This window comes from Stenotrophomonas geniculata (assembly GCF_034508895.1).
GTDB lineage: Bacteria > Pseudomonadota > Gammaproteobacteria > Xanthomonadales > Xanthomonadaceae > Stenotrophomonas > Stenotrophomonas geniculata.
Genome location: NZ_CP140571.1, coordinates 1,855,555 through 1,874,942, shown reverse-complemented (window position 1 = coordinate 1,874,942; position 19,388 = coordinate 1,855,555). Strand labels below are relative to the sequence as shown.

The 19,388-nt window shown below is 66.9% G+C and carries 16 protein-coding genes and 1 pseudogene; 8 read left to right on the top strand and 9 right to left on the bottom strand.

The window, feature by feature from the left end; translation table 11 throughout:
* Positions 1–19 precede the first annotated feature (19 nt).
* From RI032_RS08765 to RI032_RS08755, 3 genes are all read right to left on the bottom strand, one after another.
* Complete coding sequence (locus RI032_RS08765) at positions 20–727, bottom strand: 2OG-Fe(II) oxygenase (protein ID WP_019337497.1); 708 nt, start codon at positions 725–727, stop codon at positions 20–22.
* Between the two features lie 108 nt (positions 728–835).
* On the bottom strand, positions 836–1,852 hold the full coding sequence (locus RI032_RS08760) for a class 1 fructose-bisphosphatase (RefSeq protein ID WP_014035428.1): 1,017 nt from the start codon (positions 1,850–1,852) through the stop codon (positions 836–838).
* A 339-nt stretch (positions 1,853–2,191) separates the two neighbouring features.
* Positions 2,192–3,394: an amino acid aminotransferase gene (locus tag RI032_RS08755; protein WP_005411793.1), complete on the bottom strand. Its 1,203-nt coding sequence runs from the start codon at positions 3,392–3,394 to the stop codon at positions 2,192–2,194.
* A gap of 171 nt (positions 3,395–3,565) precedes the next feature.
* Here RI032_RS08755 and RI032_RS08750 point away from each other — a divergent pair, with 171 nt between their 5' ends.
* Positions 3,566–5,656 (top strand): TonB-dependent receptor family protein, encoded by a 2,091-nt coding sequence (locus tag RI032_RS08750; RefSeq protein ID WP_228354968.1) that lies wholly within the window; start codon positions 3,566–3,568, stop codon positions 5,654–5,656.
* A 42-nt stretch (positions 5,657–5,698) separates the two neighbouring features.
* Here the strand turns inward: RI032_RS08750 and RI032_RS08745 are convergent, their stop codons facing one another.
* Complete coding sequence (locus RI032_RS08745) at positions 5,699–6,043, bottom strand: hypothetical protein (RefSeq protein WP_029380149.1); 345 nt, start codon at positions 6,041–6,043, stop codon at positions 5,699–5,701.
* 145 nt (positions 6,044–6,188) lie between these two features.
* Here RI032_RS08745 and RI032_RS08740 point away from each other — a divergent pair, with 145 nt between their 5' ends.
* From RI032_RS08740 to RI032_RS08725, 4 genes are all read left to right on the top strand, one after another.
* Complete coding sequence (locus RI032_RS08740) at positions 6,189–6,587, top strand: hypothetical protein (protein ID WP_010487387.1); 399 nt, start codon at positions 6,189–6,191, stop codon at positions 6,585–6,587.
* Between the two features lie 139 nt (positions 6,588–6,726).
* Complete coding sequence (gene ku, locus RI032_RS08735; RefSeq protein ID WP_019338571.1) at positions 6,727–7,632, top strand: non-homologous end joining protein Ku; 906 nt, start codon at positions 6,727–6,729, stop codon at positions 7,630–7,632.
* A gap of 3 nt (positions 7,633–7,635) precedes the next feature.
* Positions 7,636–10,122 (top strand): DNA ligase D, encoded by a 2,487-nt coding sequence (ligD, locus tag RI032_RS08730; protein ID WP_322548145.1) that lies wholly within the window; start codon positions 7,636–7,638, stop codon positions 10,120–10,122.
* A 276-nt stretch (positions 10,123–10,398) separates the two neighbouring features.
* Positions 10,399–11,361 carry an IS110 family transposase gene (locus RI032_RS08725; protein WP_019336818.1) on the top strand — a complete coding sequence of 321 codons (963 nt, stop codon included), beginning with the start codon at positions 10,399–10,401 and terminating at the stop codon, positions 11,359–11,361.
* Positions 11,362–11,397: 36 nt separating this feature from the next.
* Here the strand turns inward: RI032_RS08725 and RI032_RS08720 are convergent, their stop codons facing one another.
* From RI032_RS08720 to RI032_RS08705, 4 genes and pseudogenes are all read right to left on the bottom strand, one after another.
* Positions 11,398–11,790, bottom strand: a complete 393-nt coding sequence (locus tag RI032_RS08720; protein ID WP_043397740.1) for a hypothetical protein — start codon at positions 11,788–11,790, stop codon at positions 11,398–11,400.
* 127 nt (positions 11,791–11,917) lie between these two features.
* A complete protein-coding gene (gene adhP / locus RI032_RS08715) occupies positions 11,918–12,946 on the bottom strand; it encodes an alcohol dehydrogenase AdhP (RefSeq protein ID WP_197576824.1) in 1,029 nt (342 codons plus the stop codon).
* A 96-nt stretch (positions 12,947–13,042) separates the two neighbouring features.
* Positions 13,043–13,681, bottom strand: a complete 639-nt coding sequence (gene eda, locus RI032_RS08710) for a bifunctional 4-hydroxy-2-oxoglutarate aldolase/2-dehydro-3-deoxy-phosphogluconate aldolase (RefSeq protein WP_057502265.1) — start codon at positions 13,679–13,681, stop codon at positions 13,043–13,045.
* 118 nt (positions 13,682–13,799) lie between these two features.
* A pseudogene (locus RI032_RS08705) lies at positions 13,800–14,389 on the bottom strand (cysteine dioxygenase family protein).
* 239 nt (positions 14,390–14,628) lie between these two features.
* Between RI032_RS08705 and RI032_RS08700 the strand changes: the two are divergent.
* On the top strand, positions 14,629–15,684 hold the full coding sequence (locus RI032_RS08700; protein WP_057502267.1) for a LacI family DNA-binding transcriptional regulator: 1,056 nt from the start codon (positions 14,629–14,631) through the stop codon (positions 15,682–15,684).
* 104 nt (positions 15,685–15,788) lie between these two features.
* Here the strand turns inward: RI032_RS08700 and phhA are convergent, their stop codons facing one another.
* Positions 15,789–16,682 (bottom strand): phenylalanine 4-monooxygenase, encoded by an 894-nt coding sequence (gene phhA, locus RI032_RS08695; protein WP_322548144.1) that lies wholly within the window; start codon positions 16,680–16,682, stop codon positions 15,789–15,791.
* Positions 16,683–16,807: 125 nt separating this feature from the next.
* Here phhA and RI032_RS08690 point away from each other — a divergent pair, with 125 nt between their 5' ends.
* Both RI032_RS08690 and RI032_RS08685 read left to right on the top strand, forming a co-directional pair.
* On the top strand, positions 16,808–17,290 hold the full coding sequence (locus RI032_RS08690; protein ID WP_004153377.1) for an Lrp/AsnC family transcriptional regulator: 483 nt from the start codon (positions 16,808–16,810) through the stop codon (positions 17,288–17,290).
* A gap of 85 nt (positions 17,291–17,375) precedes the next feature.
* Positions 17,376–19,376 carry a hypothetical protein gene (locus RI032_RS08685; protein WP_322548143.1) on the top strand — a complete coding sequence of 667 codons (2,001 nt, stop codon included), beginning with the start codon at positions 17,376–17,378 and terminating at the stop codon, positions 19,374–19,376.
* Positions 19,377–19,388: the final 12 nt, after the last annotated feature.

Genomic DNA, 19,388 nt, shown 5'->3' with positions numbered 1-19,388 from the left:
GCCGACGAGCCGCTCGGCGTCACCCTCCGAACAACTTCTGCGCACTCTGGAACAGGATCCAGCTGGTCGCGATGAACTTGTCCCCACCCTGCGGGCGATTGCCACGATGGGTATGAGTGAACGCAGTCGGCGCAATCAGCAGGCTGCCGGTACGAGGTGCGATCTTCCGCCCCTGGAACAGGAACTCGGTCTCGCCTTCGTCAAAGTCGTCGTTGAGGTACAGCGTCCACAGCACGTGCCGGTGCAGAGTCTCGGCCTGCGCATCCTTCGGGTACAGCTCGCAGTGCCAGTACGGGTAGCCACCCTCGCCTGCCGCATACCACTGCAGGTTGATCGCACCCGGGCGCAGGCAGGTGCGGGCCAGATCGGCCAGCTGCTGCGGCGGCATGTCGGGGAAGTCCTCGGCAGACAGGCGTCGCGGTTGGCCGTTGCTGTCCTGGATCTGCAACATCAGCGGGGCGATCAATGCCTGTGGATAACGGCGTAGATAAGTCAGCAGGCCATTGAACACCGCGATCTGCAGCTGCTGGTCGACATCCTGCCAGCCGTCCAGGCCACTGATACGCAGATCCTTGCTGTGCTTGAGTTCCGGGAACACGCCACTGCCCACGGCACCGGGCTGCAGGCCACGCGTGGCGCGCAGGCGTTCAACGATGGCCGCGCAGACCTCGCTGGGGACGGCGTTGTGGATGACTTCGATGAAATCGACCGGGCCCTGCTCGTGCATGCGTGCATTCCTTAGGCGGCAACGGCTTGATGGTGCCGTTTGCCGCCCTTGGTGTCACCCCACGGTCATGTCATCGATCTGCCATGACCGCTGTCAGGCGGCAGGCCGTCAGCCCTGTGCGTCGTCGTGCGCGTGGTGGTAGCGCACGGCTTCGGCCACTTCCTCGCGCGAACCGAGGAACACCGGCACGCGCTGGTGCAGCTGGTCGGGCTGGATGTCGAGGATGCGCTCGCGGCCGGTCCAGGCAGCACCGCCGGCCTGTTCGACCAGCAGGCCCATCGGGTTGGCTTCGTACATCAGGCGCAGCTTGCCGGCCTTGGACGGGTCCTTCTTGTCCCACGGATAGATGAAGATGCCGCCGCGGGTCAGGATGCGATGCACGTCGGCCACCATGCTGGCGATCCAGCGCATGTTGAAGTTCTTGCCGCGCGCGCCTTCCTTGCCCGCCAGCAGGTCGCCCACGTAGGCCTGCATCGGCGCTTCCCAGTGACGCTGGTTGGACATGTTGATGGCGAATTCCTGGGTGGCCGCCGGGATCTGCATGTTCTCGGTGGTCAGCACGAACTCGCCCTTCTCGCGGTCCAGGGTGAAGGCGTGGGTACCGTGGCCGACGGTCAGCACCAGCTGGGTGCTGGGCCCGTAGATGCAGTAGCCGGCGGCGATCTGCTTGCTGCCCGGCTGCAGGAACGCGTCATCGCCCGGAAGTTCGACATTGGTCGGGCAGCGCAGTACCGAGAAGATGGTGCCGACGGAGACGTTGACGTCGATGTTGGAGCTGCCGTCGAGGGGATCGAACAGCAGCAGGAAATCACCACGCGGGTAGATGTCCGGCACCGGCTGGCTGTGGTCCATTTCTTCGGAGGCGCAGGCGGCGAGGTGGCCACCCCAGGCGTTGGCTTCGAGCAGGATCTCGTTGCTGATCACATCCAGCTTCTTCTGCGCTTCGCCCTGCACGTTGCCGGTACCGGCGTCGCCGAGCACGCCACCGAGGGCGCCCTTGCTGACGGCGATGGAGATGCTGGTGCAGGCGCGGGCGACCACGGCGATCAGCTGGCGCAGGTCGGCATTGATGCGGCCGGCGTGCTGTTCCTGGATCAGGAAGCGGGTCAACGAAGTACGGGACATGGTCGGGCAGGTCTCGGCAGCGGGAAAACGCCTATTGTCGCCCGTATGGCGGGGCCGTGCGTGAGCGCGGGAAGGCGTAATCGTTTCCAGATGCGTTGCGCTCGTGGCGCCTTCCTTCATGGAGGCGCAGGGCGAGGCACACCGTGGCCAGGACACGCCGTAAACCCATCCATGGGGGCTCGATCGGCGCATCCATGCGCCTCACGGTCCTGGCCACGGTGTGCCTCGCCCTGCGCTTCAGGGTTCGCCGCGAGCGCGGAGAGTGTGGCAAAGGCAAAGCAGGAGCAAAAACAAAGGCGCCTTTCGGCGCCTTTGTCTTCAAGCCACTGGAGCGTTGCTTCAGCCCTTGGCGACGGTGGCCACGGCCTTGGCGACGTACTCCAGGTTGTTCTGGTTCAGCGCGGCCACGCAGATGCGGCCGGTGCCGACGGCGTAGATGCCGAACTCGTCGCGCAGGCGTTCGACCTGCTCGCGGCTCAGGCCGGAGTAGGAGAACATGCCGGCCTGTTCGTTGATGAAACCGAACTGCGGTGCGCCAGCGGCAGCCAGCTTCTCGACCAGGCCCTGGCGCAGGGCGTGGATGCGCTCGCGCATCTCGGTCAGCTCCTGCTCCCACATCGCGCGCAGTTCCGGGTTGGTCAGCACGCCGGCCACCAGCGCAGCACCGTGGGTGGACGGACTGGAGTAGATGGTGCGGATCACGCGCTTGACCTGCGACTGCACGGCCTTGGCGTCAGCGGCGGTCGGCGCCACCATCGACAGCGCACCCACGCGCTCGCCATACAGCGAGAACGACTTGGAATACGAGTTGGCGACGATGAAGCTGTCGATGCCGGCTTCGGCGATGATGCGCACCGCGGCGCCGTCCTGTTCGATGCCCTTGTCGAAGCCCTGGTAGGCCATGTCGATGAAGGGGAACAGCTGGCGGTCCTTCAGCAGCTGCGCGACCTGCTTCCACTGGCTGACCGTAAGGTCGGCACCGGTGGGGTTGTGGCAGCAGGCATGCAGCAGCACCACGGTGCCGGCTTCCAGCTTGCCCAGGTCGGCCAGCATGCCGTCGAAATCAACCCCATGGGTGGTCGGGTCGAAGTAGGTGTAGTCCAGCACCTCGAAACCGGCCGCGCTGAACACGGCGCGGTGGTTTTCCCAGCTCGGGTTGCTCAGCGCAACGGTGGCGTGCGGCAGCAGCTTCTTCAGCACGTCGGCGCCGACGCGCAGCGCACCGCTGCCACCAACGGTCTGTGCGGTGGTGACGCGGCCGGCGGCCAGCAGCGGCGAGTCCTTGCCGAACACCAGCTCACGCGTGGCCTGCGTGTACGCCGGCAGGCCATCGATCGGCAGATAGCCGCGCGGTTTGGCTTCAGCGGCGAGCTGCTGCTCGATCTGCTTGACGGCGCGCAGCAGCGGAATGCGGCCGCTCTCGTCGTAGTAGATGCCCACACCCAGGTTGACCTTGGTCGGGCGGCTGTCGGCGTTGTACGCCTCGGTCAGGCCCAGGATCGGGTCGCCTGGGACCAGTTCCACGTTTGCAAAGAAGGACACGGCGGTACTCGTTCGGTAGACGGAAAGGGGGAGGAATTGCGCCACGCGGTTCGCGGCTTTTCGGCCGGAAACAGCCCATCGTAACAAAGCCTGCCGGGGCTGGCCGCCGCCATCGTCATCCGCGGCCCCGTACCATGGCGTGCGTTGCCGCCCGATCCATCAACCTGAATCATGAATCCCGCCGCACGACGCTGTTGCCTGCCGCTGTCTGCCCTGCTGCTGTCGCCCTGGACAGCGGTGGCCGAGCCTGCGCCCACCGCCCTGCCTGCGGTGCAGGTACAGGCCGCACGGGTGCCGGGCATCGACCCGTTCGCGCTGCCGGCCAGCCAGGACACGGTCTGGATCGATGCCAGCCGCGCTGGCACCGGCGCGCAGCTGTCCGAGGCGCTGGCCGGGGTACCGGGGCTGCTGGCGCGCGACCGGCAGAACTTCGCGCAGGACACGCAGCTGTCGATCCGTGGCTTCGGCGCGCGCTCGACCTTCGGGGTGCGCGGGGTGCGGGTGTTGATCGACGGCGTGCCGGCCACCATGCCCGATGGCCAGGGCCAGCTGTCACACGCCAGCCTGCTGGGCGCCGAGCGCATCGACGTGCTGCGCGGGCCGTTCTCGGCGCTGTACGGCAACTCCTCCGGTGGCGTGCTGCAGGTCTGGAGCGCGCAGGGCCAGGCCGGCGACCCGTGGCGGTTGCGGCTCAACGCTGGCGCCGACAACACGCTCAGTGTCGGCGCGCAGCTGAAGGGTGCCGGCCAACTGCTGGACTACAACATCGCCGCCAATCACCTCCGCACCGATGGCTGGCGGGACCACAGCCGTGCGCGCCGTGAATCGCTCAACGCACGCATCGGTGGTGCGCTGGGCGGTGGGCGGCTGGAGCTGTTGCTCAATGCGCTCGATGCCCCCGATGCACAGGATCCGCTGGGCCTGACCCGTGCCCAGGTGGCGGCTGATCCGCGCCAGGCCACGGCGGTGGCGCACCCGTACAACACCCGCAAATCGGTGCGCCAGCAGCAGGCCGGCCTGCGCTGGACCCGTGAAACGGGAGCGCAGCGCTGGCAGTTGATGGGCTATGCCGGGCAGCGCGCGGTGACCCAGTTCCTGCCCATTCCGCCCACGGCGCAGGCCAATCCGCTGCATGCCGGCGGCGTGATCGATCTGGACGCCGGCTACGGCGGGCTGGACGCGCGCTGGGGCTGGCACGGCGATCTGGCCGGGCGGCCGCTGGACCTGGTGGCCGGGCTCAGCGCCGACCGCCAGCGCCAGCATCGGACCGGCTACGAGAACTTCATCGGCAGCACGCTGGGCGTACGTGGGCGCCTGCGCAGAGACCAGATCGACACCGTGCATAACGTCGATCAGTTCGCGCAGGCGTGGTGGCAGTGGAGTCCACGCTGGTCATTGCTGGCTGGCCTGCGCCACAGCACCGTGCGCTTCGAATCCGACGACCGCTACATCATCGGCCGCAACCCGGATGACAGTGGCCGCCGGCGCTACCAGGCCACCACGCCGGTGGCCGGGATCAGCTTTGAGGCCAGCCCGCAGTGGCGGCTGCATGCTGCGGTCGGCCGCGGTTTCGAAACCCCCACCTTCAACGAACTGGGCTATCGCGCCGACGGGCAGGCGGGATTGGCACTGGACCTGGCGGCCGCCCGCAGCCGCAATCTGGAGATTGGCAGCAAGTGGCACGCGCAGAGCGGAATCCAGCTCGATATCAGCCTGTTCCGTGCAGATACAGACGATGAGCTGGCCGTTGCCAGCAACACCGGAGGGCGCAGCACCTATCGCAACATTGGCCGCACCCGCCGCCAGGGCGCGGAACTGCAGTACCGACAGCCGCTGGCCGAGCAATTGGAACTGCAGTTGGCCTGGACCTGGCTGCAGGCGCAGGTGCGCTCGCCTTACCTGACCTCGAACAACGTGGTCGCGGCGGGCAGTCGCTTGCCGGGTGTGCCGCGCCAGCAGGCGTTCGCCCGCCTGCAGTGGAGCCCCGCCGACTGGCAATGGGCACTGGAGGCCACGGCCAGCAGCGATACCGTGGTCAACGACGTCGCCACCGAACGGGCGCCGGGCTTTGCCCTGTTGCACGTGGAGGGCGGACGCCGCTGGACCCTGCCCGGCGGTGAACTGCGTGCTTTCGCGCGGCTGGAGAACGTGCTGGACCAGGCCTACATCGGCTCGGTGATCGTCAACGATGGCAATGGCCGCTACTACGAGCCCGGGCCGGGACGGCGGGCCAGCGTGGGTGTGCAGTGGTCGTGGCGCTAGCGCGGGACCGCTGCGCGCGTCGGGCAGGGCCCGGCGCTACCGTCAATCGGGGGCCTTGGCCGGTACGAACGGCGAGGTCGGGTCGCTGGCGGGGAAGGTTTCTTCCAGCGCCTCGTCCTGGTTGTCGCTGGCGCGCTGCTTGCGCTCGCGGCGCTTGAGCGGGCTCTCCTGGCCACCGCGATGGCGGTCACCGCCATCCTTGCGGTCCTGGGCCGCCTGTTCAGCCACATGTCTCACCGGCAGATGGTCGTCACCGTGCTCGGCATCGAAGAACGGCGCACCGGTGCCGCGGTAGTCGGCGTTGTCGGCATCGCGCTTGCCGCGCTGTTCACCGGGAAGGGGCGGGTGGTTTTCCCGCATCGGGTCTCGTGAGGTCTCTCGGCTCATGGTCTGGTACCTGCACTCGGGGCTCCCACTACACCGCCCTGCAGGTAAAGCCACTGCGAACCTGGCGTCATGAACATCTCGCTCACCCCCCGGTAACGGCACCGCGCGTATTCCTGCCCACCCGCCCCCGCTGCAGGAGCCGGCCATGCCCCGTCTTGAACGACCCGCACCGTCCGTGTTCAACGCCCTGCTCGATCCGCTTGGCCAGCGCACCGCGCAGCGCCGCACGCGCCGCCAGGAAGATCCGCAGGCGGTGGCACAGGATTACCTGCAGTACATGCTCAGCGACTACGAGGAGAGGCGTGGCCAGAGCCACCGCAACTGGCGTGATCTGTGCCCGGTGTATGCCTTCGCGCTGACCACCCATGCCGCGGATTGGCCACGTGGTGATGCCGCCGATACCTGCGAGGAACTGGCCGAGCACTGGGAGCAGATGCGCGGGCAGTCGCGGTTGAGCTGGTCGCAGGCACGGCCGGTGGTGGAGGACGCCTGGCGCGCACTGGACCATATTCCGGCGGCGGCGGTGAGGCCGTTGCTGCAGTAGTGGCGGGCACTTGAAGCAGCCGAGCGCGGGCTCGGCTCTACAGCCAAGTGGTCGCGCCACCTGACGTGCACGGCACGGACACGGTTGGTTTACGCCCTCCGGCCCACGCTGGGCACCCTGCCCCGCCAAAGGTACGCCCATGGCCCGCCCGATCTGGACCGGCACGCTGTCGTTTGGCCTGCTCAACGTGCCCGTGTCGCTGATGTCCGGCGAACGCAAGGTCGATCTGCAGTTCCGCATGCTCGACTCCCGCGATCGCAAGCCGATCCGTTTCGAACGGGTCAACGCCGACACCGGCGAGGAAGTGCCCTGGAAGGACATCGTCAAAGCCTACGAGTACGACAAGGGCAGCTATGTCGTGCTGGAGGAAGGCGACATCCGCTCGGCCGCGCCGGAAAGCCACGAAGCGGTGGAGGTGGAATCGTTCGTGGATGCGGCGCAGATCGACCCGCGCTACTACGAGAAACCCTATCTGCTGGTACCCGGCAAGAAGGCCGAAAAGGGCTACGTGCTGCTGCGCGAGACATTGCGCAGTACCGGCAAGGTGGGCATCGCACGGGTGGTGGTGCGCACACGGGAATACCTGTGTGCGGTGATGCCGCATGAGGACGCGCTGGTGCTGATGATCCTGCGCTATCCGCAGGAACTGGTGGATCCCGAGGACTACAAGCTGCCCACCGGGAAGCTCGCCGACTACCGCATCACCAGCAAGGAAACGGCGATGGCCGAGCAGTTGATCGAGTCGATGTCCGGTGATTGGGACCCGTCGCAGTACCACGATGAGTTCCGCGAGCGCCTCCAGCAGGTGCTGAACAAGCGCATCAAGTCCAAGGGCGGCACCACGCGGGTGGACGATGAGCCGGCACCGCGCGAGGACGCCAGTACCAACGTGGTCGATTTCATGGCGCTGCTGCAGAAGAGCCTGGATGCGAACACGCGCACGCCGGCGAAGAAGACGGCGACGCGCAAGGCACCGGCGAAGAAGGCTGCGAAGAAGACCGCCAAAAAGGCCGTGAAGAAAACCACCCGGCGCAAGGCAGGTTGAACCATGTCGCTGCACCAGTACCGGCGCAAACGCCGACTTGGCGGTGGCGCCGGGCAGACACCGGAGCCTGACGACACGCGCGTCCGCGGTGATCCGAGGCGGCGGCCGACCTTCGTCATCCAGCTGCACCATGCCAGCTCGCGCCACTACGACTTCCGCCTTGAGATGGACGGCGTGCTGAAGAGCTGGGCGGTGCCGAAAGGTCCTTCGCTTCGCGTCGGTGAGAAGCGGTTGGCCGTGGAAGTGGAAGATCACCCGCTGTCCTACGCCACCTTCGAGGGAGACATTCCCGAAGGCCACTACGGCGCGGGCCACGTTGAGGTGTTTGATCAGGGTACCTGGGCCTGCGAAGGTGATCCTCTGCAGGCACTGGCGGCAGGAAAGATCGACTTCGTGCTGCATGGGCAACGCCTGGCCGGTGGCTGGAAGCTGGTGCGCACCGCAATGAAAGGACGCCAGGTGCAATGGCTGCTGATCAAGCGCGACGATGGTGAAGCGCGCGACGCCGAGGCGGATGACCTGCTGACGGCACCGATGCCGAAACGAGCACCTGCGGCGAAGAAGCGTTCCGCAGGGAAGGCGGTGCGCTCGGTCCCCGCCGCACGGACGACCACACGCAAGGCCGATGCGCGCTGGCATGCATGCGCACTGCAGCTGCACGGCGCACGTGATACGCCCTATCCCCGCGGGTTCAAACCGCAGTTGACCGATCATCGCGACAGTGCCCCGGACGGCGAGCGCTGGCTGCATGAGATCAAGTGGGATGGCTATCGGCTGCTGGCCGACCTGCACGATGGCGAGGTAAAACTCCGCTCGCGCAACGGCCTGGACTGGACGGCCGATTTTCCCGAGGTCGTGCAGGCCGTGCGGGCGCTGCCGGTGCGTGATGCGCGACTGGACGGTGAGCTGGTGGTGCTGGACAAGGAAGGACGCAGTGACTTCGCAGCGTTGCAGCGCGTGATCGACGGCAGTTCGAAACAACCACTGCGCTACATCGTGTTCGATCTTCCGGGTGTGGCCGGCGTGGACATCAGTCGTGCACCGCTGGTGGAGCGCAAGGCGCTGCTGAAGGACCTCATCGGGCCAGCGCCCGGCACCCTGGCCTTCAGCGAACACGTGATCGACCATGGGCCGCAGGTATTCGATGCCAGCGGCGAGGCCGGCTTTGAAGGCATCGTCAGCAAGCAGGTGGATGCGCCGTACGTGAATACCCGCGCGCGCAGCTGGGTGAAGGTGAAGCACGAAGACACCGACGAGTTCGTGATTGTCGGCCATACGGCACCCAAGGGTTCCCGGGTGGGATTTGGTTCGCTGCTGCTTGCGACGCCGGACAAGGACGGATTGCGCTATGTGGGACGCGTTGGCACCGGCTTCGATGACGAGAGTCTGCGCGCGCTGCTCAAGGCACTGCGGCCGTTGGCAGTGAAGACGCCCGTGCTGCAGCTGCCGGCGCATGTGCCGTTCCGCGCTGCCAGCGTACGCTGGGTGACACCAGTGGCGGTGGCGGAGGTGGCGTTCCGTGGCTGGGGCAAGGAAGGCCTGCTGCGCCAGGCCAGTTTCAAGCGGCTGCGCAGCGACAAGCAGAAGGAGGACCTGGGAATGAGCACCGCAGATGCCGAAGCCGGAGGTGAGGTCCAGATCACTCATCCGGAGCGGGTGGTGTTTCCAAAGCAGAAACTGCGCAAGGGCGACGTGGCCGACTACTATCAGCGCATGGCGCGCTGGATCCTGCCCGAAATCGCCGGACGTCCACTGTCACTGCTGCGCTGCCCGGACGGCGTAGGCAAGGCTTGTTTCTTCCAGAAGCACCATGGTCCCGGCCTGGGCGATGCGGTACATGCGGTGCCCCTGCAGCAGAAAAGCGGCCGCGAGGATTACGTCTACATCGACGACACGCGCGGCCTGCTGCAGCTGGTGCAGATGAACACCCTGGAGCTGCATCCCTGGGGCGCGACCGTGGCCGATCCCGAACATCCGGATCGTCTGGTGTTCGATCTCGACCCCGGCGAAGGCGTCAGCTGGGCACAGGTGAAAGCCGGTGCACGCGATGTGCGCGACCGCCTGCAGCAGGTGGGCCTGAAGAGCTTCGTACGCCTGTCCGGTGGCAAGGGCGTGCACGTGGTGGTGCCGCTGCAGCCCAAGGCAGGCTGGGACGAGGCGAAGGCGTTCTGCGAGGCGTTCGCGCAGGCAATGGCGCTGGAGCAGCCCGATCGCTACGTGGCGACGATGAGCAAGGCCAAGCGCGGCGGGGTGATCTTCATCGACTGGCTGCGCAACACACGGGGTGCTACCAGCGTGTGCTCGTGGTCGCTGCGCGCACGCGACAGCGCCGGCGTGGCGGTGCCGCTGCGCTGGGAAGAGCTTGCACGCGTCAGTGCGGCCGACGCGTTTCCGATGGCCAAGGCACTGGCGCGGGCGAAGCGGCTGAAGGGTGACCCATGGCAGGGCATCGCGCGCTTGAAGCAGACGCTGCCGCGTATGGACCTGTAGAGCCGAGCCCATGCTCGGCTGCCTGTGTCTATGTGCATGAAAGCCGAGCATGGGCTTGTATGTTCCTCCCGGCTCCTACGAGGTATGTAGGAGCTAGGGTGGAGGGACCGTCAACATGATATCTGCGGGTACCAGCCGACAGACGAGCCGAGCGATCCCCATCCCGCACCTTAACGTCGATAAGGGATCTAGCGGCCTTTGAGGACCGCCGATGTAGGCAAGCCAACGTGGTGCGGTACCACCCCAGCCCCTCAACAATAGCTGGGAGTTGCGCAGATGTCAGATCGTTTGGCCTTCGGCATCGATGCCGATTCAAAGACCCTTGTGGTGGCCCATCACGGCACCAAGGGCAGCGCCCGCATCACCAATTCAGCGTCGGCCATCACTAAGTGGGTGTCCGCCCTGCCGGCCAGATCTCGCATTGGAGTGGAGGCAACCAATCGCTACCACGAGCTTGTGGTTCAGGCTGCCCAGAAGGCCGGTCACGCCGTCTTTGTGCTCAATCCGCGCGACATCAAACATTACGCCAAGGGCGTGGCCTGCCGCGGCAAAACCGACTCAGGTGACGCGCAGGTTATCGCGCGTTACATCGCTAAGGAGGCCGACAATCTGCATGAGCATGTCGCCCGTTCACCTGCGCAGGAGCAGCTGCATGTGCTACTCCAGCAACGCGACAGCCTGGTCCGGAGCAAGGCGAAGTTGAATCTCTCGCTAGGCGCGGGAGCGTCGGAGTCGGCCATCTTTGGGCGCATCTTCGGTGGTCTGAAAGAGGCCATTGCCATGCTCGACCAACAGATTCAGCAACTGTGCCGCAGCGGCGAACAGCGCGACCTGTATCGGCGGATCATGACCATCCCGGGGATCGGACCGACGGTTGCGGCCTTTATCACCCATCACATCACGCGCTGGCCCTTGACCAGCTCAGACGCTTGGATTGCCTGCAGCGGTCTGGATCCGCGACCCAACGAATCCGGTGCGCGGATCGGCAGACGGCGCCTGTCCAAGCGTGGCAACGCCAGCCTGCGCCAGATCCTCTACATGGCGGCCATGGGCCTGACCCGATCCAAAGGCGGTAAAGCCCTTTATACGGCCATCCGCGAACGTGGTCACAGCAGTACCGCCAGCTTTAACATCCTGGCCAGAAAGCTGGCCAGGATCGCCTGGGGGGTCTTTAAAAGCGGTCGGGACTTTGACCCCGCCATGCTGAAAGTGGGTCAAGCCTGCTTCCAGCAGGCTTGACCGCGAACATAGGATCTCGGCTCTACAGGGGCGGCGTTACCTTGCGTCGCGCGACGCGCGGCGGCCGAACCACCAGCCGGCCAGCAGCTGCAACGGCAGCGATGCCAGCAGCGAAATGACGAACCAGAGCGGAAAATCAGCGCCTGCGGCCCACACCGCGTAGCCGCAGCCCAGCGCGATCAGTGACCAGATGGAAAAACCATGCGAACGCGGCCAGCAGGGCGCGTAGTAGGTGGCGAAGGAAATGCCGGCGATGCCACCGAGCACGCTGAAGGCCAGATCCCACCCCAGCTGCACGCTGTTGTTGTCCGGCGACATGCCCACCAGCGGGGGCAGCCAGCTGGCGACGCTGCTGACCAGCGCAAGCGACAGCACGCCGCCGATCAGGGCGACGAAGGACAGGAACAGGGTCTTGAGCAGTGCGGGCATGCGCGCATTGTAAGGCTGCGCGAAGTGCCTGGGGTTGCTGGCCTGCGGCCGGTACTACCGATGGATCGGCATGGCCGCCGCGTCCGTGGGAGAGGGGGACGGAGCTACGGCGGCCATGCACAGGCGGTCAGGCGGCGAAGTCGAGCACCACGCGGCCTTCGATGGTGCCCGCGTGCATGCGCGCGAACACGTCGTTGATGTTTTCCAGGCGGTCGGTGCTGACTGTGGCGGCGACCTTGCCCTCGGCGGCGAACTGCAACGACTCCTGCAGGTCCAGCCGGGTACCGACGATCGAGCCCCGCACGGTGATGCCGTTGAGCACCATGCCGAAGATGTCCAGCGGGAAGTTGCCCGGCGGGAGACCGTTGAGCGAAACGGTACCGCCACGGCGGACCATGCCCAGCGCCTGCTCGAACGCCTTCGGCGACACCGCCGTGACCAGGGCGCCGTGCGCGCCGCCGATTTCCTTCTTCAGGAAGGCAGCGGGGTCGGTGGTGCGCGCGTTGACGGTGATCTGCGCGCCGAGCTGCCGGGCCAACGCCAGCTTGTTGTCGTCCACGTCCACCGCCGCCACGTTCAGGCCCATTGCGCGGGCGTACTGCACGGCCATGTGGCCCAGGCCGCCGATGCCGGAAATCACCACCCAGTCCCCTGGCTTGGTGTCGGTCACCTTCAGGCCCTTGTAGACGGTCACGCCGGCGCACAGCACCGGCGCGATCTCGACAAAGCCCACGTCCTTCGGAAGCAGGCCGACATAGTTGGCATCGGCCAGTGCGTACTCGGCGAAGCCGCCGTTGACCGAGTAGCCGGTGTTGCGCTGCGTCTCGCACAGCGTTTCCCAGCCGCCCAGGCAGTGTTCGCAATGGCCACACGCCGAGTACAACCAGGGGATGCCGACCCTGTCGCCTTCCTTGACGTGCCCTACCCCGCCTCCCACGGCCACGATGTGCCCCACGCCCTCGTGACCGGGGATGAATGGCGGGTTCGGTTTCACCGGCCAGTCGCCCTCGGCGGCGTGCAGGTCGGTGTGGCAGACGCCACAGGCCTCGATCTTGACCAGTACTTCGCCCGCCCCCGGGCGTGGTACCGAGACTTCCTCGATCACCAGTGGCTTGCCGAACTCACGCACGACAGCGGCCTTCATGGTCGAATTCATGTTCGGATCTCCGTAGTGCGCTTGCCCACAGAATGACGCCGGCTCGAGGCCGGCACTTTGATCACGATCAAACCTTTGACGATTCGTGCAGCAGGTTCAGCTGGCCAGCACCGACGCCTCGCGGGCGAGGCGCTCGATGGCGTCCCAGTCACGGGTCTGCAGCAGTGCCGGTGTGGTCAGCCACGAGCCGCCCACGCACAGCACGTTGGGCAGGTGCAGGAACTGCGGCGCGGTCTGCGCGCTGATGCCACCGGTCGGGCAGAAGCGTACATCGGCGAACGGGCCGTGCCAGGCCGCCAGCAGTGCGGCGCCACCGGCCTGCACCGCCGGGAAGAACTTGAAGGTGTCGTGGCCGTGCTCCAGGCCCAGGATGAGGTCCGAGGCGGTGGCGGCACCGGGCAGGTACGGCAGGCCGGCATCGCGCGCGGCCGCATACAGCGCCGGCGTGGCACCCGGGGAAACGGCAAAGCGCGCACCGGCCTGCTTTGCCGCCTGCATCTGTGCGGCGTTGAGCACGGTGCCGGCGCCGATCACCGCATCGGGCACGGCCTCGACCATGGCCTTGATCGCATCCAGTGCCTGCGGCGTGCGCAGCGTCACTTCGATCACCGGCAGGCCGCCGCGGAACAGCGCCTGGGCCACTTCGACCGCTTCATTTACATCTTCGGGGGTGTACACCGGGATCACCGGTGCCAGCTTCAACAGCGCGCGCAGGCGCGGATCAGCGCTGGACATGGTTTTGCTCCTTGCCCGACGGGGCATCGCGGATCGCCGCCGGGTCCGGCAGCGCAGCGGCGCATGATGCCACGTGGCTCACGAAGGTGCTGGCGGCGCACCGCCCTGCCCCCCCGGTTCAGGCCGGGTCGGCCTGCAATGTCTGGATGCGGCGCTGGTACCAGTCACCACCAAGCGGATCGAACACCGCCGAGCGCTCCATCTGCGCCTCGTACACGTGTACCGAGATCGCCAGCGCTTCGTCGCTGGCGTTGCGCAGGGTGTGTACTCGTGCGGCGGAATCAGGCTGCCGGCACTGCCGCAGCCCCCGCGCAGCACGGCATGGCGGCGGAAGCGCCAGCGCTCGCCGGCACACTCCAGCAGTTCATACCGGGTGATCTCCAGCTCGCCTGACCACACTCCCTCCACACACCACATGGCATCGTGGTCGTGCAGCGGCGTGCCCTGCCCTGGGCCCCAGCTCATGGCAATCACGCTGTAGCCGTGTTCGCGGCTGTGATACAGCGGGCGTCGCGCGTAATGATCACTGACCGGACGGTGTACGCACTCGGGCAACTCGATGCGGCTGTCCGCGATGGCGTCCTGCAGCGCCAGCTGCAGGTCGGCGGTGATGCGCTCGGGGTCACCGGAGGTCATCGCTGCGTCGACCGCGGCGATCAACCGGTCGCGGCCACGGAACACCGGAAACGGAGAAGTCTGCAGGTCCATGCCCCGACTGTAGCGGAGCCTGGTTAAGGGAATGTTGGCGTTCGCGCGCGTCGCGCCCGCATTCAAGGTGAACACGCGCGGAAGAACGGTTCAGATGCACATCAAGTAGAGCAATCACAATGGAACCTCGCGCAGCAGAAGTGGTCGAACACGACGCGATCCCTCTTCGCTGCGACATTCCGCAACTTCGCGCCCCACGGGCGCAAGGCTAGAATTCTCCGACTTACCTGGTTCTATACATGTCAGTGCGAATTATTAGCGATGCCGCGTTGCCGGCATCGAAGGGCAAGGCTGCCACGATCAACGACATCGCACGACTGTCGGGAGTTTCCAAGAAAACGGTTTCAAGAATCATCAACAACTCGCCGCTGGTGCGCAAAGACACCCGCGACAAGGTCGAGGCGTTGATGCGCGAGGTCGGTTACGTGCCCGACCCCTTGGCGCGCGGTCTCGCGTTCCGCCGCTCCTTCCTGATCGGCCTGGTGTATGACGACCCGGGCGCCCAATGCATTGTCGACCTGCAGCACGGCGCGCTGGAAGCGCTACGCGGAACCGGCTATGAGCTGGTCGTGCATCCGTGCGACAGCCAGTCTCCGGACTGCGCGCACGGCGTGCGCTGCTTCGTGCAGCAGCAGAAGCTGCACGGCGTGATCCTGGGCCCGCGTGCCTCCGAGTCGACAGCGTTGACGGAGATGCTCGACGGCATCGAATGCCGCTACGTCCGCATCAACGCGCATGTGTCCGATGACGAGGCACAGGCGGTGGTCACCCACGATCGCGACGGTGCCGCCGCCGCTGCGGGCTACCTGCTCTCGCTCGGCCACCGCGACATCGCGGTGATTGCCGGTCCGGGCGATCGCCGTACCGCACGCGAGCGCACCCATGGCTTCCTCGACCGGTTGGCCCAGGTGGGCCTGACCCTGCCGGGTGAGCGGGTGCTGGAAGCGGGCGATACCTTCGAGTCCGGCGTGCATGCCGCAGAGCGGCTGCTGATGGGCGGACAACGCCCCAGTGCGATCTTTGCCGGGAACGATGAAATGGCTGCTGGCGTGTACCAGGTGGCATTGCGTGCGGGCATCGCGGTGCCGCAGCAGTTGTCGATCGTCAGCTACGACGACAGCCCGCTGGCGTCGCGGCTGTGGCCGCCGCTAACCTCGGTGCGTCGCCATGTGTCCGATATCGGCCGCGTGGCTGCGGCGATGCTGGTGCAGGCCGACGTGCCGGATGCGCCGACTGCAACCAGCGTGCATCCGCAACTGATGGTGCGCGGTTCCTGCCGGGCCGTGGACGCCTGACTGCCCTGCCCTCGCCTGCGCCGCTGCAATGGCGCAGGCAGGCAACAACGAAAACGGCGCACCGAGGTGCGCCGTTTCAGTGCAACGCCGTGCGCGTTGTGTGCTTACACGTCGCCGCCGTCGGCCCAGCCTTCGCCGGTGCCCTTCTGGAACACGCGGTCGTCGCCCTGCACTTCACCGGCCGGCAGATGCGCCTGGTTGGCCAGTGCCGCGTAGATCGGGGTGAAGTCCGGCGACGTCGCCTGCATGAGCTGCTCGAAGCTGTCGATGACGAAGTAGGTCTTCTGGAAGGTGTCGATGCGGTACTTCGTGCGCATGATCCGCTGCAGGTCGAAACCGATGCGGTTCGGCGCGCCCGATTCCAGCGAGTACAGCGACTCGCCTTTCGACGACACGATGCCGGCGCCGTAGATGCGCAGGCCTTCGGGCGTATCGATCAGACCGAACTCCACCGTGTACCAGTACAGGCGGGTCAGGTTCTGCAGCGCGTCCGGGCCGATCGCGTGGGCTTTGACGCCGCCACGGCCGTACGCCTCCATGTAATCGGCGAACACCGGGTTCATCAGCAGCGGCACGTGGCCGAACAGATCGTGGAACAGGTCCGGTTCGGCGATGTAGTCGATCTGGTCGGGGCGACGGATCCACCAGGTCACCGGAAAACGGCGGTTGGCCAGGTGGTCGAAGAAATCCAGTTCCGGCAGCAGGCCTTCGACGCCGACCAGGGTCCAGCCGGTGGCCGCGCCCAACACTTCGTTGAGCTGGTCGAAGCGCGGAATCATGTGCGCGTTCATGCCCATCTCGTCCTGTGCATCCAGGAATTCCTGGCAGGCGCGGCCGACCAGCAGTTCGCGCTGGCGCTGGTACAGCGTGCTCCAGGTGGCGTGGTCGTCGGCGCTGTAGGTGTCCCACGGCTGCTCGACGAGCGCGGTGGTATACACCGGCACGTAGCCCTTGTCGGTCTGCTGGTGTTCGACGCGGCGGGGCTGGGCGAGGTCCATGGGGCACTCCTGGATGGGATACCCACGATGCTAGGGCAGGGTGCGCGCAACAGGGTTGCAAAAGTTGCGCCGATTGGCCTTGTTGGCGCAATATCCTTGCGTACTCACCATGTTGCGGGGCAACAATGGCCGGAGAAGTCCAGTTCGATCGCACGGATATACGCCTGCTGGCTGAAATCCAGCGGGATGGGCGCGCCACCAACGCCGAGCTGGCGACGCGGGTGAACCTCTCACCCTCGGCCTGCCTGCGCCGCCTGCAGCGGCTGGAAAGCGAGGGTGTGATCGTCGGCTATGGCGCGCGGCTGGAGCCACGGCAGCTGCGGCTGGGCCTGCAGGCCTTCGTGCGCGTGCAGCTGGAAAAGCACGACCAGGCCGCGATCGGCCACTTCGTGGACAGCGTGCAGGGCTGGGATGAAGTGGTGGCCTGCCATGCACTGACCGGCGACATGGACTATCTGCTGCACGTCTACGTGCGCGACCTGGAGCACTTCTCGCACTTCCTGCTGGACCGGCTGCTCAACGCCGGTGGCGTGGCCGATGCCAATTCCAGCTTCGTGCTGCGCACGGTCAAGGGATTCCAGGCATTGCCGCTTTCACAGCTGGAATAAGCGCCGCCGCGATTTGACGCAGCCGGGCGGGTAGCTGAGCATCACCGCCCTGCGCCCGCCGCAGCGTACCTTTCCGGTTCCACGCATGTCCGAACTCCAGCACCCGGTGCTTACCACCACCTTCCTGCCGCTGCAGCGCAAGTCGCTGGCGCGCTTCATCGCCCATGGCACGCCGCCGCAGACCGCGCTGGAACAGGCCGGGTTGATGGCTGCGCAGCTGTGCCGCGCGCGCCTGCACACACCAGCGGAAATCGAGCGCCTGCTGCACGAAGCCTGCGCGCTGTTCGCCAGCCATGACGGCGTGGCCGCGCAGCTTGCAGGCGCCGGCGGCGGTGGCCAGCCGGAACTCGATGCCTGGCTGGCCGCGCTGGCCGCCCATGGCGTGCTGCTGGCACCGGCGGAGATCCTGCAGGACTTCATCGTGCAGTCGCCCAGCGAGTACCCCGGCCTGGCCCTGCAGCAGGCCTGTCAGGAAACCCTGGCCGAACACGAGATCCGCTTCCCGCCCGCCTTCGCCAGCGACGATGAGGACGACGACCAGGACGAGGCCGTTGCCAGCGACGCGCGTGCGGTCGAACACCATGGCCTGTACACCTCCGAGCAGGCCCGCGTGCTGCGCGCCATCGCCGCCAACCCCGATGAGCTGATCGACCTCGATGGCTATGCCGGCACCGGCAAGGGCCACCTGGTGCTGGCGCTGATGGAGGCGCGACCCGGCCGCTACACCTACGTGGCGCCCTCGCGTGGGCAGGTGGAAGCCTTCCGCAGCCGCGTGCCGGCCAGCACCGCGGTGCGCCTGCTGACCCAGATCGAGTTCGCCAACCGCGTGGCGCAGCATGCCGCGCGCAGCGGCCACACCGGGGGCTTCGTTGCCAGCTACCGGCGCAGCACCCGCACGCCGCGCGAGATTGCCGGCCGCATCGGCCTGCAGGGCATCGGTGGGTGCAGCCCGGAGCAGGTGCTGCTGACTGCGTTCGAGGCCATCAACCGTTGGTGCGCGTCGTCGGCACCGGGCTTGGCGTTCCAGCATTTCGACCGTTCGGTGCCCGCCGCGATGCTCGACGTGTCGCCGTACATGGCGGCCGCCGAGCACGTCTGGCGCTGCATGTTCGACGCCGACCTGCAGCGGGGCACGCTGCTGAGCCTCAGCCCGGCGCACATCGGCAAGTGGCTGGCACTGCGCGGCGTTACCCCGCCGCTGGACATGGGCATGCTGCTGGTGGACGAGGCGCATGACCTGAGCCCGTCGTGGAAGCAGTTGCTGGCCGGCCATGCGCCTGGCGTGGTCAGCCTGGGTGATCCGCACCAGTGCCTGACCGGTACGGTGCCGCGCTGGGCCGCGTCGAAGGTGCTGGAAATGCACCAGTCGGTGCGCCAGGGCAACCAGGTCGAGGGCCTGGTCAACCAGACCCTGGCACTGGATGGACTGGGGCAGGACAGTGGGCCGTTCGTCGGTGCCGCCGACCGCGCCACCGGTGTGCTGCATTACCGCCACTGGGCGCAGGTGCCGAGCGAGGGCCTGCGCATCCATGGCAGCGTCGCCGATCTGGCCCTGGATGCGGCGCAGCTGCACGCGCTCGGGCTGCGGCCCAATCTGCATCCGGCATCGCTGCGCGCGCTGCGCAGCGTGCTGCAGCGGCCGCTGGATGCGTGGCGCCGGCGCCGCGACAGCGCCTCGGACCCGGCACAGGAGCGCTTCCTGGCCACGCAGGCCGACGAAGGGCAGGGCGCGCTGGTCGAACTGTTTGCGTCTGCCGAGCGGGTGCAGTCGCTGCTGCAGGCGCTCGACGACCAGGACACGCCTGCTGAAGGGCGGGTGGCGCTGTGCCTGGCCGAACACGCGAAGAACCTGCAGTTCGACGTGGTCTCACTGTCACCCGGTTGCTTCAGTGCGGGGCAGGGCGGGCGCATCTGGCACAACCCGGTGCGCGCGGTCTATCTGGCACTCACCCGTGCGCGACGCCAGCTGCATGTGCCGGCCGATGGCATGGAACAGCTGCAGCACACGGCGACACTGCAGGAGCAGGCCCGTCAGGCGCGCAGGCGCGAGCGGCAGCAGGCCAGTGGTTACCGGCCTGCGCGCTAGAACGCGCGCGTC

Excerpts from the sequence above, each read along its gene's own strand:
- RI032_RS08760 (WP_014035428.1), bottom strand. The coding sequence starts at position 1,852 with ATGTCCCGTACTTCGTTGACCCGCTTCCTGATCCAGGAACAGCACGCC.
- ligD (WP_322548145.1), top strand. The coding sequence starts at position 7,636 with ATGTCGCTGCACCAGTACCGGCGCAAACGCCGACTTGGCGGTGGCGCC.
- RI032_RS08750 (WP_228354968.1), top strand. The coding sequence starts at position 3,566 with ATGAATCCCGCCGCACGACGCTGTTGCCTGCCGCTGTCTGCCCTGCTG.
- RI032_RS08720 (WP_043397740.1), bottom strand. The coding sequence starts at position 11,790 with ATGCCCGCACTGCTCAAGACCCTGTTCCTGTCCTTCGTCGCCCTGATC.
- RI032_RS08740 (WP_010487387.1), top strand. The coding sequence starts at position 6,189 with ATGCCCCGTCTTGAACGACCCGCACCGTCCGTGTTCAACGCCCTGCTC.
- RI032_RS08725 (WP_019336818.1), top strand. The coding sequence starts at position 10,399 with ATGTCAGATCGTTTGGCCTTCGGCATCGATGCCGATTCAAAGACCCTT.
- RI032_RS08685 (WP_322548143.1), top strand. The coding sequence starts at position 17,376 with ATGTCCGAACTCCAGCACCCGGTGCTTACCACCACCTTCCTGCCGCTG.
- RI032_RS08765 (WP_019337497.1), bottom strand. The coding sequence starts at position 727 with ATGCACGAGCAGGGCCCGGTCGATTTCATCGAAGTCATCCACAACGCC.
- RI032_RS08690 (WP_004153377.1), top strand. The coding sequence starts at position 16,808 with ATGGCCGGAGAAGTCCAGTTCGATCGCACGGATATACGCCTGCTGGCT.
- adhP (WP_197576824.1), bottom strand. The coding sequence starts at position 12,946 with ATGAATTCGACCATGAAGGCCGCTGTCGTGCGTGAGTTCGGCAAGCCA.
- phhA (WP_322548144.1), bottom strand. The coding sequence starts at position 16,682 with ATGGACCTCGCCCAGCCCCGCCGCGTCGAACACCAGCAGACCGACAAG.
- eda (WP_057502265.1), bottom strand. The coding sequence starts at position 13,681 with ATGTCCAGCGCTGATCCGCGCCTGCGCGCGCTGTTGAAGCTGGCACCG.
- RI032_RS08745 (WP_029380149.1), bottom strand. The coding sequence starts at position 6,043 with ATGAGCCGAGAGACCTCACGAGACCCGATGCGGGAAAACCACCCGCCC.
- RI032_RS08700 (WP_057502267.1), top strand. The coding sequence starts at position 14,629 with ATGTCAGTGCGAATTATTAGCGATGCCGCGTTGCCGGCATCGAAGGGC.
- ku (WP_019338571.1), top strand. The coding sequence starts at position 6,727 with ATGGCCCGCCCGATCTGGACCGGCACGCTGTCGTTTGGCCTGCTCAAC.